The organism is Streptomyces sp. NBC_01618 (genome assembly GCF_045209435.1).
Taxonomy (GTDB): Bacteria; Actinomycetota; Actinomycetes; order Streptomycetales; family Streptomycetaceae; genus Streptomyces.
In genome coordinates, this window is sequence record NZ_CP109297.1 from 225549 (window position 1) to 238972 (window position 13424).

The window sequence follows — 13424 nt, forward strand, 5'->3', positions numbered from 1 at the left end:
GCTCATCCCAATGAGTGGCCGTGTCGTCGCGGGGCACTGGGCGGCCTATCAGTCAAAGCCACACCTACGGCATGAGCGCTTTCAGCCACACCCAGGCCCCTGGGTCTCCCGATCGTACGAAGGACCGGAATCAACCCGCCAACAAGGTAAGGAGCGCTCTAGTTGGCCCGACTGGTCAACTACTAGCTTGACTCTGTCGGTGATCTTGGTGTTTCCCAGTGCGCGAGCTTGATCGGCGGGCATGCTCAGTGCTGTTTCGAAGGCCGATACAGCTGTCGAGGTGTCCGTTGTCGCTCCATCCCCGCTCCGGTGAGCAAGTCCCGTCTCTGACCGCCCAGATCGCACGGGCAAGCAATCCGACCGGTACGACGGCGATGTGGGTCAGAGACCGGCTGGACGGGTTGTGGTGCGACGAGGACTTCGCCGGATGGTATCCGCGCGACGGGCGTCCCGGGCTCTCGCCTGCCCAACTGGCCACCGTCTGTGTGCTGCAGTTCCTGCTTGGTCTGTCGGACCGGCAGGCAGCGGAAGCGGTCCGCTGCCGCATCGATTTCAAGTACGCCATGGCCATGGAGCTGGACGATCCCGGCTTCCACCACAGCGTGCTGGCCGACTTCCGCGAGCGCGTTATGCAGGACGACCGCGCCGACCGACTCTTGGATCTGGTGCTCGCCCGTCTGAAGGAGGCCGGCCTCGTGGGCGAGCGCACCACGCAGCGCACCGACTCCACCCACGTCCTGGCCGCGGTGCGCGATCTGACCCGGCTGGAACTGGTCACCGAGGCGGTCCGTGCCGCGCTTGAAGAAGTGGCCCGCACGGCTGGGCATCTGCTGATCGGCCTGGTCGACGAGGACTGGGGGCGCCGCTATGGCCGTCCGGTCCGTCTGGGCAAGAACCCCACCCGGCCCAAGACCAGGATCCTCGCCGCCGGCAACGACGCCTGCCGACTGCTGGAGCGACTCCACCGGGACGGGTCCGCCTACCGGCCCGGCCCACAAGCCGAGGCCCTACGACAGATCGTGGTGCAGCACTACTACCGCGACACGGCAGGCCGTCTGAGCTGGCGCACCACCGACGGCGACGGGCTACCGCCCTCCTCCTCGGCGATCGTCTCTCCCTACGACATCACGGCGCGCTACGTGCGGCACGGACACATCATCAGCTGGAAGGGCTTCGCCGCCCATCTCACCGAGACGTGTGCCTCTGACAGCGTCAACGTGATCACGGACGTGGCCACCACGTCGGCCGCCACCAACGACGGCCAGGCCCTGCCCGGCATCCACACCCGCCTGGCGCGTCGCGGGCTGCTGCCCGCCGAGCACCTGGTCGACGGCGGCTACACCTCCCTGGTCCACCTGGAACGAGCCGACCGCGAACACCAGATCACCGTCACCGGGCCGCTACCGGGCAACCCCACCCGCCAGCACCGCAGGAACGAGGGGTTCGACCGGGACGACTTCCACATCGACTTCGACCGCCGACAAGTCACCTGCCCCCAGGGCCAGGTCAGCAAGGGCTGGCACGGCCCCTACCCGACCTCCTCGCCCACCGCGGCACCCCTGATCGTGGCACGGTTCACCAAGAGCCAGTGCCAGCCCTGTCCGGACCGCCCCCGGTGCACCAACTCCCGCGAGAGCGCCCGCAACGTGGGCTTCCCCCCGCGAGAACTCCGCGACCTGCAAGTCCGCGTCCGCACCGAGCAGCAAACACCCGAATGGAAGGCCCGCTACGCAGTCCGCTCCGGCGTGGAGGGCACCATCAACGAGTTTGCCCACGGACACGGCATGCGCCGCTGCCGCTACCGAGGACAGCCGAAAGCCCACCTGCAACACGTACTCACAGCCATCGCCGTGAACATCGAACGACTCAGCACTCGGTCAGTGACCCAGGAAACCCCTTCACCGAGACCGCCGACAGCCTTCCAGACCTTCCTGGACCAGCAGGGAATTCCCCGATCGAAGTCCTGGCGCACCCTCGGCACCTAACCTCGACCATCCAAGATCACCGACAGAGTCAAGCTAGAGCACTCACAGGAGGTGCTGGGTGGCGCGGTCGCCGGAGGTGGGGTACCGCCCTGGCGTACGGTCAGCGGGTGGCGAGGAGCTCGAGCGTATCGATCACGCGGTTCGAGAAGCCCCACTCGTTGTCGTACCAGGCGACCACCTTGACGTGGCGCCCGTCGACGCGGGTAAGGCCCGAGTCGAAGATCGACGAAGCCGGATTGCCCGTGATGTCGGACGACACGAGCGGGTCGTCCGAGTACTCGAGTACGCCGGCGAGCGGCCCCTCCGCTGCGACGCGGTATGCAGCCAGCACCTCGTCGCGCGTCACGTCGCGGGTGACAGTTGTGTTGAGTTCGACGATCGAGCCCACCGGAACCGGCACGCGGATCGAGTCACCCGACAGCTTGCCGTCGATGTTCGGCAGCACGAGGCCGATCGCCTTGGCGGCGCCCGTCGTGGTCGGCACGATGTTGACAGCGGCGGCACGGGCCCGGCGGGCGTCACGGTGCGGACCGTCGTGCAGGTTCTGCTCCTGCGTGTAGGCGTGCACCGTCGTCATGAAGCCGTGCTCGATGCCGGCGAGGTCATCGAGCACCGCGGCCAGCGGCGCCAGCGCGTTGGTCGTGCACGAGGCGTTCGAGACGATGGTGTGCACGTCCGGGTCGTATGCATCCGTGTTGACCCCGAACGCGAGCGTGACGTCGGCGCCGTCCGACGGAGCACTGACGAGCACCTTCTTCGCGCCCGCGTCGAGGTGGCCACGGGCGGCCTTGGCCGACGTGAAGCGGCCGGTCGCCTCGAGCACGATGTCCACGCCGAGCTCGGCCCACGGCAGCTGCGCCGGTTCGCGCTCGGCGAGCACCGTGATGCGACGGCCGTCTACAACGAGGGCGTCCCCGTCGACGGTCACCGGGCGACCGAGCCGGCCGGCCGTCGTGTCGTAGGCGAGCAGCCGCGCGAGGGAGACGGGCTCCGTGAGGTCGTTGACGGCGACAACCTCGAGGTCGCTGTCGCGCTCGAGCAGCGCGCGGAACACGTTGCGTCCGATGCGGCCGAATCCGTTGATGGCGATGCGAGTCATGAATGGTGTCCCTTCGGTTCGCCATCAATTTCGCGTGCTGCATCCGCCCGCGACAGCGGCATGATCGCCACGGTTCAAAAGGATCTCGCCACGTGGCAGCCGGCTACTCTCCCTGGGTGAAGGTGCGCCGGTACTCGCTCGGTGTCGTGCCGAGGATCCGCTGAAAGTGCAACCGCAGATTGGCACCAGTGCCGAGACCGACGTCGGTGGCGATCTGCTCGACGCTCCGCTCCGAACGCTCGAGCAGCTCGCGGGCCAGGTCGACGCGGGCGCGCATGACCCACCGCATCGGCGTGTATCCCGTGTCCTCGACGAAGCGCCGCGAGAACGTGCGCGGCGACACCGCCGCATGCCGGGCGAGCGCCTCGAGGGTGAGGGGCTCGCCGAGCCGGTGAAGCGCCCACTCGCGGGTGGCGGCGAACCGCTCGCCGAGTGGCTCGGGCACGCTGCGTGGCACGTACTGCGCCTGACCGCCGCTGCGGTAAGGGGCCGCGACAAGGCGCCGGGCCGCATGGTTCGACGCGGCCACTCCGAGGTCGCCGCGCAGGATGTGCAGGCACAGGTCGATGCCCGAGGCGGCACCGGCCGACGTCAGCACGCTGCCCTCGTCGACGAACAGAACGTTCTCGTCGACCTGAACGAGCGGATGCCGTGCCACCAGTGCCCGCGTGTAGTGCCAGTGCGTCGTGGCGCGCTTGCCGTCGAGCAGGCCCGTGGCGGCGAGCGCGAAGGCGCCCGTCGAGATGGCGGCGAGCCGCGCGCCCCGGGCATGGGCGGCGATCAGTGCGTCGAGGACGGCCCGCGGGGGGTCGTCGCGGTCCGGGAACCGGTAGCCGGGGACGAAGACGATGTCGGCCCACGCAAGTGCGTCGAGGCCGTGGGCGACGCCGTACGACAGGCCATCGCCGCCGGTCACGAGACCGGGTGCCGCCCCGCACACCCGCACCTCGTACGGCATGCTCGCGCGGGTCGCGAAAACCTGCGTGGGAATTCCGACATCGAGCGGCTTCGCACCTTCGAGCACAAGTACGGCGACGCGATACAGGCGGGAGGCTGGCACGGGAGAGAGGCTACGTGGGGTGTGCCTTCGATACGCCCACTGCGTGGACCAGGCAGATGACACCGGTCGGAGGGGCCGGTCCGCCGTGTGCGGCGGACCGGCCCCTCCAGGTGGTCAGTGCACTACTCGGGTGACGTTCAGCTCGGCGGCCGTAGTGTACGGTCCGGCGTGAGAGGTCGTGGCGACGAGCTTGAGGTAGCGGGCCGGCGTGCCATTCAGAGTGGCAGTCTGCTCGGCCGTGGTGTTCGCGAAGGTCCCGGTGGTGACCTTGGTCCACGCGGTGCGGTCCGTGCTCACCCAGACCTCGTATCCGGCTATCCGGCCGTTGGCGCTGTTCTGGCGGGGCAGGTAACGCAGGCCGGTGACCTCGAGATCTTCACCGAGGTCGAGCACGATGTGGTGCGGCAGCGGGTCGCTTCCTCCGGACCAGCGGGTGTGCCAGAAGGTGGCCGGGTTACCGTCCAGGACATTCGCTGCGCGGCCGTCCTCCCCGACGGTCTCCTCGCTGTCGACATCGACCACCCGCATCTGCTTTTGGGGGACTATCGCCGGGTGGAACGTGGTGCCGGTGCCCTTGTCGGTGCTCTTGGCGTTCTTGTAGGTGGCCTGTGCGGACAGGGTGTAGGCACTGGGCTTTGCGTCCGCGGGGGCGGTGACCGCCCAGGTGGTCTTCACCGACTGGTCGGGCTTGACTGTGGTGAACGTGGTGGCCGAGGTGGCCTCGGCCGTCCAGCCGCTGGGAACGGTGAGGCTGACGGAGGCGTCCGAAAGCGCTGCCGGGCTGCTGTCGTTGGTGTAGGTGGTCGTCACCGTGACGGCGGAGCCGGGCTTGACGGTCGAGGGCGTGTCGACCGTGAGCGAGTGGTGCACCCCCATGAAGCCGGGCACCTCCCACCTTTGGTGGAGCTTGCCGTCGCAGGTGCGGAGTGCTGCCGGGGTTCCGTTGCCGATGTCGGAGCCGGGGACGGTCAGGCAATGGCCGGATGCCGGGTTGAGCAGGGAACCATCGGCTTTGGGCTGCCAGTTCTGCGCGGGGGTGCCGTCGCAGTCGGCGAGCTCGGTCTTCCCGTTCGCGGTGGCGGCAAGGCACTTGTCGGACTGGCGGATCGTGCCGTCCGCGTGCCTGATCCACTGCTGGTTGGCGGCGGCTTCGCAGTGCCACAGGCCGAGCGAGCCCGGCTCCGCCGGATCGGTCTGGTGGTTCTCCAGGCATCGCCCGGCCATGCCGCGCAGGCGCGCGGTCTTCGACGTGTCCCACACGTCGCTGATCGTGGAGACGTCCGCGTCGGCTGTGTGGTTGATGTGGTCCAGGCCGTACATGTCCAGCAGCGTGCGCAGCACGTTGTAGTGGTTGATCTTCTGGTCGTACTCGCCGGCCCTGGCCATCGGCCCGACCATGATGGTCGGGATGTGGTTGGCGGGGGTGAAGTCGTCCTCGTCCCAGGTCAGCACGAACAGGCTGTTGTGCGTCTTGGCCCACTGGATGTATGAGTCGAAGGTGTTCTTGACGAAGGCGTCGCCCTGCGCGAGGGTCCCGTCATGCATGCTCTGCTGGCCGTTGCCCACGTAGAAGGAGACGGTGGGCAGCTTGGCGAACCCGTCCGGCGTGGTCGGGAACTCCTCCTGCCGCTTGTCCATCGGGTTCAGATTGCCCGGGGTGCCCGGGATGTTCTTGTAGCGGAGCCACTGCGTGGGCAGGCCCTGGTTGGCGTAGTTCGCGAAGCTGTACCCGTGGGTCACCAGCTGGTTGGGCAGGTTGTCGGTGTCGACGGACTGCGGAGCCGGCCAGTCGCTGGACTTCACGATGTCCGAGGCGGACAGCAGCGCGTAGTAGTTGGGCAGGCTCGGGTGCGTGACACCGTACGAATTGGTGAACGACGCGCCCTGGGCCTCCAGGGACTTGATGTACGGCACCTGGTCCTGAGGCTTCGTGGACGGGTTCCGGAGGATGTCGTCGTAGCCCTTGTTCTCCATCATCACCATGACCACGTGGTCAGGCTTGGGAACCGAGGGGGATCCCACGACAACCGAAGACTTGACGTCCGAAGACCCGGCATCCGGGGTCGCCGCGGCCGCGGAGACGGTACCGGGAAGGGCGATGCATGCCAGCAGGGCCGAGGCCATCAGGCCACGGATGCTTGGGCGCGGTATGCGCATGCTGGTGCTTCCTTGTTAGTGCGACAGCACACGGGCCGACATCGCGGCCAAGACCACCGGAAACGTAAACAGTGGTGCATGTGTTGTGCTTTCGCGTCCATTCATGGCAGCCAGGAGCGTAGCCGTACGCTGCATCTGCCCCAGTAACGGTCAGTGAACTTCTCTCCAACACCAGGGCAGTTTCAAAGGGGTGTGTCCAGCGAGTGGTGTAACTCGTGGGTTGGTTGTTACTGCTGGGCCGCGGTGAGGCGGCCGTCGAAGGCGATGTCGAATGCCTGGAGGGCCGGCTTCCAGCGTCGGGTCCAGCGTTTCGCGCCGGTGCCGGTCGGGTCCAGGCTCATCACCGCGAGATAGACGCACTTCAGCGCGGCCTGCTCGGTGGGGAAATGTCCACGTGCCCGGACCGCCTTGCGGATGCGCGCGTTCACGGACTCGATCGCGTTGGTCGTGCAGACGATCTTGCGGATCTCGACGTCGAACTGGAGGAAGGGGACGAACTCGGCCCAGGCCCGTTCCCACAGCCTGACGATCCCGGGATATTTGCCGCCCCATTCCTCGGAGAACTCCAGGAATCGTTCCGTCGCGGCGTCCTCGGTAGGGGCGGTGTAGACGGGCCTGAGGGCCTTGGCGAGCTTCTCCCAGTCCTGGCGGCCCGCGTAACGGAAGCTGTTCCTCAGGAGGTGAACCACACACGTCTGCACGATCGTCGCAGGCCACACGGTGTTCACCGCATCCGGGAGCCCGGTGAGCCCGTCACAGACCAGCATCAGGACATCTCTCACACCCCTGTTCTTGATCCCGGTGAGGACCTGGAGCCAGTACTTGGCTCCCTCGCCCCCGTCGCCGATCCACAGCCCGAGGACGTCCCGGGTGCCCTCGGCCGTGACGGCGAGCGCCATGTAGACGGGCCGGTTCGCGACCTGCCCGTCCCGCACTTTGACGTGCACGCAGTCGATGAAGACGACCGGGTAGACAGCTTGAGTTCTATCGGTGATTGCGAACGCCCCAGAAGGAGAGCGTTCGGATGCCCCGGTACGCCCCCAATAAGATGCCGACCGCGGTGAAGAAGCGGTACTTCGAGCTGTTGAGAGAGGGCTATAAGGGTGCGGCTGCCGCCCGGGTAGTCGGGGTCTCCGCCAGCTGCGGCTCGAACTGGTTCATCGAAGCTGGATGCATGATCGTCCCTGACCCCGGCTCGATATCCCCGCGCTTCCTCACGCAGAACGACCGCATCGCCATCGCTGACGGGCTGCACGCCAAGCAAACCGTGAAAGAGATCGCCGCGTCGATCGGCAAGAGCTTTCAGACCGTCTACCGGGAGATCAAGCGCAACGCCAAACCGGACGGCAGCTACCACCCCTGGTGGGCCCACAACCAGGCCCTGCTGCGACGTCACCACCCGAAAGAGGAGAAGATCCGCAGCAGCGAGCCGCTACGGACACTGGTGCGCGAGAAGCTGACCGAGAAGTGGCCTCCGCAGCAGATCGCGCGCTACCTGGCCCGCGAATACACGAATGACGCGGCGATGCGGGCCTGCCCGGAGACGATCTACCGGGCCCTGTTCGCCGGCCTCCTCGGCCGGCGTGACGCCAAGCTCCGCACCGGCCGCACCCGCCGCAAGCGGCAGCGCCGAGGCGTCCCCACCCTGAACAAGATCAAAAACATGACGCTGATCCATCAGCGCCCTGCAGAGGTCAACGACCGCACGATTCCCGGGCATTGGGAGGGCGACCTCATCATCGGTCGCGGACAGAACTCGGCGATCGGCACCCTGGTCGAGCGCACCACCCGCTACGTCCACCTGATCCACCTGCCTCACGGCTGGAAGGCCCCGCAGGTCCGCAACGCGCTGGTCACGCAGACCGCCCACATCCCACCGCAACTGAAGCGGACGCTCACATGGGACCAGGGACGCGAGCTGACTCTGCACGAGGACATCGAAGCCCTGACCGGCTTCCGGATCTACTTCTGCGACCCACACAGTCCCTGGCAGCGTGGCACGAACGAGAACATGAACGGCCTGCTGCGGCAGTACTTTCCCAAGCGCACCGACCTGTCTGTCCACACCGCCCGAGACCTTCGCGACGTTGCCCGCCAGCTCAACCATCGCCCCCGCATCGTGCTCGGCGACAGGACCCCTGTCGAGGCCATGCGAGAATGCCTCGCAGGCCCATTGACCAGGTGATTCGCAACCACCGATGGAAACCGCCCAGCGTCCAGCGGGCGGTTCTGCCACTCGAGCATGCCGGCGACCACGCTGTCGGTGATCGTGGAGATCGTCTGTTTCGACACGCTTGCGCCGTAGACCTCGGCCAGGTGCGCGGAGATCTCCCCGTGCGTCAGCCCCTTCGCGGACAGTGACAGCACCATCTCGTCCACACCGGTCAGCCGTCGCTGCCGCTTCTTCACCAGCACCGGCTCGAACGTGCCGTTGCGGTCCCGGGGCACCTCGATCTCCACCGGCCCGACCTCGGTCGTCACCGTCTTCGTACGCCGCCCGTTGCGGTAGTTCTCCCGGCCTCCCTCGGCCCGTTCCCCGGGTCCGTGCCCCAGGTGATCGGTCAGCTCGCCCTCCAGGGCGGACTCCAGGACCCGCTTCGTCAGCTGCTGCAGCAGACCGCCCTCGCCCGTCAGCCGCAACCCACCCGCCTGAGCACCCGCGATCAACTGCTCGATCAGCCGGTCATCCGCACCCACGGCCAGCACCCCGGCCACCTCCCCGGCACCCGACTCGGCCACACTCAACTCGGTCATCAACTTCCGCTTCCTGCTCGGGAGTTACACCGATCACCGTACAGACCCACGGCCAGCTCCTCGGCTTCCCACCGCGACAGGTCCGTGCCCTTTGGGAAGTACTGGCGAAGGAGTCCGTTCGTGTTCTCGTTGGTGCCCCGTTGCCAGGGGCTGTGCGGGTCGGCGAAGTAGACCTGCAGGCCGGTGTCGACACACGAGCTCCAACACCCCCCAACTGCAGCCCCTCAACACGAACACGCCCAACAACCCTCCCGACCAACCAGCCACCAACCACACCGCCAGGTACCTCGCAGAGCGAAGGGTCAGCTGCTGGTGTTCGTTGGCCGGCGGGACAACAGTGGTGTCCTTGGCGAAGTGTCCGTACACCGTGCTGCGGAAGGCCCTATGCTGACCATCATGCCGACCCGGGTGCCGATCAGCGACGAGCTGCGTTCCGCGTTGGGCTCCCCCACGGAGGCCACGCTCCTGGACAGCAGCCCGCGCTCCCGGGTGTGGCGGGTCGAGCTGCGCGGTGGTAGCCGGGTGATCGTCAAACAGATCGCCGACGGAGGTGGAACCGGGCCCGACGGGGATGCGCGCTATGCGCGGGAGGTCACCGCGTTGCGGCTCGCCGCACGGGCGACCCGGCCGACTGTCGCGCCCGCACTGCTCGGAACGGACGCGGCGTCACGCGTGATGGTCCTGGAACACCTGGAAGACCTCGGCGCGGCCGACGACTGGATGCCCGGCTACGCCGAGTCTCTCGCCCGGCTGCACGCGCTCACCGGGCCGGCCGACACGGGAAGGCTCCCCGCCTGGTCCGGACCGACGGCCGCCGACGCCGAGTCCTTCCTCGCACTCGCCAAGGCACTTGACGTCCCCGTCCCACCCGGAGTGCCGAACGAACTCGCCGGCCTGATCGACCGGCTCGACCCAGCGCCCCACAATGCGCTGCTGCACGGAGACCCCTGCCCTGGCAACGACCTGCGCACCGCCGCCGGCGTCCACTTCGTCGACTTCGAGCAGGCGTCGCTGGGCAACGGCCTGGTCGAACTCGCCTACTTCCGCATCGGTTTCCCGACCTGCTGGTGCGCAATGTCGGTCACGGCCGCGCCGCTCGCGGAAGCCGAGGCCGTCTACCGTGCCGCCTGGCGCGGCCTCACCGGCAGGGACGTTCCCGGCGATCTTGCCGACGCCTGCGCCGGTTGGCTGATCCGTGGCGACGCACTCGTCGAACGCGCCCACCGCGAGTCCGTCGACCACCTCGCACGGGTAGCTGCGGAGGACTTCGAGTGGGGCTACGTTTCCGCCCGAGAACGCCTCGTCCACCGACTTGGTGTGGTCGCCGACCTGACCCGCGACCACGATTATTTGCACGCACTCGGTCACCTCAGCGCGGCTCTGGCCGTACGCCTGTTGGAACGATGGCCCACACTGCGCGCACTGCCCACGCAGAGCACACGGCCCTGGTACTGACAGCCTGTGTGATCACTGGGTGTGGTCGCGGGGGCGTACTTCTTCCAGGTTCCTCCGACTTGGGCGGCGACGGCCTCGGTGTGGACGGCGTGGTAGCCGAGCATCCCCGCAACGACCGAGGGTGGCGCCTGGAGGACGAGCTGCCGCAGAGTGGCAGTCCGGCCGCGGAGAGTGGGGATGCCCACGGCGGCGAGTCGCTTGCCGAGGGTGGCGGGGTCCATGGGCTGTCCGGCCCGACGTCCGGGGAGGTGTCAAGAATCCTCCGTTGCCCTGGCAGCCTGATCAATCCTCCGAAGGGCTTCCGGAGCTGACCACTATGGCTTGCGTGCGACTCCGCCGAACATCGCCACCTCGTCCGGCATGCCGGTGGCACCCGTCTCGGGGCGCCAGCGGTTGCACGACACCACTCCGGGGTCGAGGAGTTCCAGACCTTCGAAGAACCGAGTGACCTGGCCAGGAGTGCGTTGGGTGAGCTTCGGGGTGCCGTGCTCGTTCCAGAACGCCACTGCCGCGTCCACATCGGGCATTGCCGGATCCTTGATCGTGTGAGAGAGGACCAGGTGGCTTCCGGACGGCAGCGCATCCATCAGGCGGCTGACGATGCCGCACGCCTCGGCGTCGTCCTCGAGGAAAATCACCACTCCGAGGAGGATAAGTGCGACAGGCTCACTGAAATCCAGTGTCTTCGCCGCGTGTTCCAAGATGACGTCGACGTTGCGCAGGTCCTCGTCGAGGTAGTTGGTCTTCCCCTCGGGTGTGCTGGTGAGCAGGGCACGCGCGTGGGCGAGCACCAGGGGGTCGTTGTCGACGTAGACGATGCGGGATTCCGGCGCCAGCCGCTGGGCGACCTCGTGGGTGTTGTCGGCCGTCGGCAGGCCGGTACCTATGTCGAGGAACTGCCGGATCCCGCAGTCGGCAACCAAGTACCGCACCGCGCGCCCGAGGAACAGCCGATCCGCCTGAGCGTAGTCGCCAATGCCCGGGTGCAGCTGGCGGATCTGGTCACCAGCTGCTTGGTCGACCGGGTAATTATCCTTGCCGCCCAGCCAGTAGTTCCAGATCCGGGCCGTATGCGGCTGCGTGGTGTTGATCCTGTCGAGTTGCTGGGACACATCGGAAGGCGTCGACTGCTCGGCCACGGGGTCTCCTCTTTAGAGTCAAGCTCACTTCAAGGTCAACGCGAAGCCTACCTAAGCGAGTTGCACCTCGAGATCGCAACCCTCGAGCGTGAGCCGTGGCACTGCGGGTCCTGTTTGTGGAACGACCCGCGGGGCTCCCCCTGCCCAGTGCTGCGAGGCTGAGAGGGCAGCACCTCAATCGGGTGGTACCGGCCCGTCGACGAGAACCGGGAAAGACCGAGAACGTGCCGACGGAGACGTCGGGAGCCACGCGGCACATGCCGTTGGAGTGGCCAGAGGTCATGCGCGCTGCCGTGGCCCTCTGAACGGAAAATAGAGGATCAGCTAGGCAGGTGGCAGTGACCGTTCAGTGTTTGCTGAGCGGGTGGTCTGCGAGTGGACGGGTGTGTTGTTCAGGCTTCGGCTTCGCCGGGGGCAAGGGTAACGGCGTGTCCGAGTGCTTCGAGTTGGCGGACGAGATCTCGGGTCTTGCGGACGGGATTGACCAGTCGTTGGTGGTGATCGGGTCCGAGGTCTTCGAAGCGGGCGGTCGGGTCGTTGATGAGGTGCCAGACGATGACCAGCATCGATCGGGCCACGGCGACGACCGCTTTCTTGTGGCCCCGGTGTTTGACGAGTCTGCGGTAGCGGGCCCCGAGGAAGGTGTCGGTTCGGGCTGCGGCCATTGCGGCCTCGCCGATGACCCCCTTGAGCCACGGGTTGCCGTGTCCGGTGGGCCCCGAGGTATTCGTACCGCCGGACTGGATTGTGCGGGGTGCCAGCTTGGCCCATGAGACCAGGTGGCCGGAGGTCGGGAAGACCCGCATGTTCGGGCCGAGTTCGGCCAGGATCACCTCGGCTGCCGTCCGTCCTGTCCCGGGGCCCTCGTCAAAACGCTCGACCAAGGGCAGCAGGCCGACCTCGCCGGTTTCGCCCGGGGTGCCGCGTGGCTGGCCGCCAGCTACGTCCGCTTCCGGTAAGGAGATCTGGGCGAGTTTGGCGGTGATTCGCTGTGACAGATCGTCCACCTGGCCGGTGATCACCGCGTGGAAGGGTCGGCACCGTTCGGTCAGCGGTCACCAGGGCGCCTATGCGATGCGGGAGATCGTGAACGCGATCCTCTATCAGGGTCGGACCGGCTGCCAGTGGGCCTACCTCCCGCACGATCTGCCGCCGAAGAGCGCGACGTACTACTATTTCGCCGCCTGGCGGGACGACGGGACCGACCAGGTCATCCATGAACTTCTGCGCTGCCAGGTCCACATCCCGATCAGCGGCCGGTCTGCGGTAGGTGTGCCGGCGAGCCTGAGGCAGAGCGCCCGGAACGGGTCGGTGAACCAGCAGTAGTTCGCCGGTCCGAGGTGGAGAACCTTGGCGCGCTTGGTCAGCAGGTTGAGCACGTCACGATCACTGCGCTGGGTCCTCGGTGCCGGTGCGGCTGCCGGGTCGAGCTTCTCGTCGATGCTGGCGAAGAACTCGGCGAGGCTGCGGGCGCCGGGCCCGGCCGGCAGGATGCGCGCCGTGATGCCGCAGGTCAAGAGCACAGGCTGCACTACACCCGGCTCGTGTAGGGCGAAGACCTCGGACGATGGGTCACGGCGCAGCGGCTGCCCGCGCCGCAGTCACGCCCGTCCCCGCAGGTGCCTGCGTACGCGCCCGTCATGTCCGAGGCACCCGTGCGCTCCGTGATCTCGACAGCAGGCGTGCGAGCACCCCGTTTCCGGTGGGGTGCTCTTCCTCATTTCCCGACGATGACCCCGTCAGGGGCTTGGCGTTGCGGGCTCGTATCCCTAAGT

General features: G+C 67.4%; 9 protein-coding genes and 4 pseudogenes. 4 read left to right on the plus strand and 9 right to left on the minus strand.

The window, feature by feature from the left end; all coding sequences use genetic code 11:
* Window positions 1-374 precede the first annotated feature (374 nt).
* A complete protein-coding gene (locus OH735_RS01010; protein WP_406378631.1) occupies window positions 375-1985 on the plus strand; it encodes an IS1182 family transposase in 1611 nt (536 codons plus the stop codon).
* Between the two features lie 100 nt (window positions 1986-2085).
* On the opposite strand, the gene gap is transcribed toward OH735_RS01010, so the two are convergent.
* The 4 genes and pseudogenes from gap to OH735_RS01030 all read right to left on the minus strand — a co-directional run.
* Complete coding sequence (gene gap / locus OH735_RS01015) at window positions 2086-3084, minus strand: type I glyceraldehyde-3-phosphate dehydrogenase (protein ID WP_406378633.1); 999 nt, start codon at window positions 3082-3084, stop codon at window positions 2086-2088.
* A 103-nt stretch (window positions 3085-3187) separates the two neighbouring features.
* The gene (locus tag OH735_RS01020; RefSeq protein ID WP_406378635.1) at window positions 3188-4144 is read right to left on the minus strand and encodes a GlxA family transcriptional regulator; all 957 of its coding nucleotides are present in this window, start codon (window positions 4142-4144) and stop codon (window positions 3188-3190) included.
* A 114-nt stretch (window positions 4145-4258) separates the two neighbouring features.
* Window positions 4259-6301 carry an alkaline phosphatase family protein gene (locus OH735_RS01025; RefSeq protein WP_406378636.1) on the minus strand — a complete coding sequence of 681 codons (2043 nt, stop codon included), beginning with the start codon at window positions 6299-6301 and terminating at the stop codon, window positions 4259-4261.
* Between the two features lie 227 nt (window positions 6302-6528).
* Window positions 6529-7275 (minus strand): annotated as a pseudogene (locus OH735_RS01030) (IS256 family transposase); the annotation flags it as partial.
* 50 nt (window positions 7276-7325) lie between these two features.
* Here OH735_RS01030 and OH735_RS01035 point away from each other — a divergent pair.
* Window positions 7326-8486, plus strand: coding sequence for an IS30 family transposase (locus tag OH735_RS01035; RefSeq protein ID WP_406378638.1), 1161 nt, complete (start codon window positions 7326-7328; stop codon window positions 8484-8486).
* Between the two features lie 29 nt (window positions 8487-8515).
* Here OH735_RS01035 and OH735_RS01040 read toward each other — a convergent pair.
* Window positions 8516-9055, minus strand: a pseudogene (locus OH735_RS01040) (transposase); the annotation flags it as partial.
* Window positions 9055-9240: pseudogene (locus OH735_RS01045) on the minus strand (transposase); the annotation flags it as partial. The pseudogenes OH735_RS01040 and OH735_RS01045, both read right to left, overlap by 1 nt.
* Before the next feature lie 211 nt (window positions 9241-9451).
* On the opposite strand from OH735_RS01045, the gene OH735_RS01050 reads away from it, so the two are divergent.
* Window positions 9452-10510 carry an aminoglycoside phosphotransferase family protein gene (locus tag OH735_RS01050; protein ID WP_406378640.1) on the plus strand — a complete coding sequence of 353 codons (1059 nt, stop codon included), beginning with the start codon at window positions 9452-9454 and terminating at the stop codon, window positions 10508-10510.
* Between the two features lie 314 nt (window positions 10511-10824).
* Here OH735_RS01050 and OH735_RS01055 read toward each other — a convergent pair whose 3' ends face one another.
* A complete protein-coding gene (locus OH735_RS01055) occupies window positions 10825-11649 on the minus strand; it encodes an SAM-dependent methyltransferase (RefSeq protein WP_406378641.1) in 825 nt (274 codons plus the stop codon).
* Window positions 11650-12041: 392 nt separating this feature from the next.
* Window positions 12042-12671 (minus strand): transposase, encoded by a 630-nt coding sequence (locus tag OH735_RS01060; RefSeq protein ID WP_406378642.1) that lies wholly within the window; start codon window positions 12669-12671, stop codon window positions 12042-12044.
* On the opposite strand from OH735_RS01060, the pseudogene OH735_RS01065 reads away from it, so the two are divergent.
* Window positions 12613-12888 (plus strand): annotated as a pseudogene (locus tag OH735_RS01065) (transposase); the annotation flags it as partial. The gene OH735_RS01060 and the pseudogene OH735_RS01065 overlap by 59 nt on opposite strands.
* Here the strand turns inward: OH735_RS01065 and OH735_RS01070 are convergent.
* The gene (locus tag OH735_RS01070; protein WP_406386934.1) at window positions 12822-13166 is read right to left on the minus strand and encodes a hypothetical protein; all 345 of its coding nucleotides are present in this window, start codon (window positions 13164-13166) and stop codon (window positions 12822-12824) included. The pseudogene OH735_RS01065 and the gene OH735_RS01070 overlap by 67 nt on opposite strands.
* Between the last annotated feature and the right edge of the window lie 258 nt (window positions 13167-13424).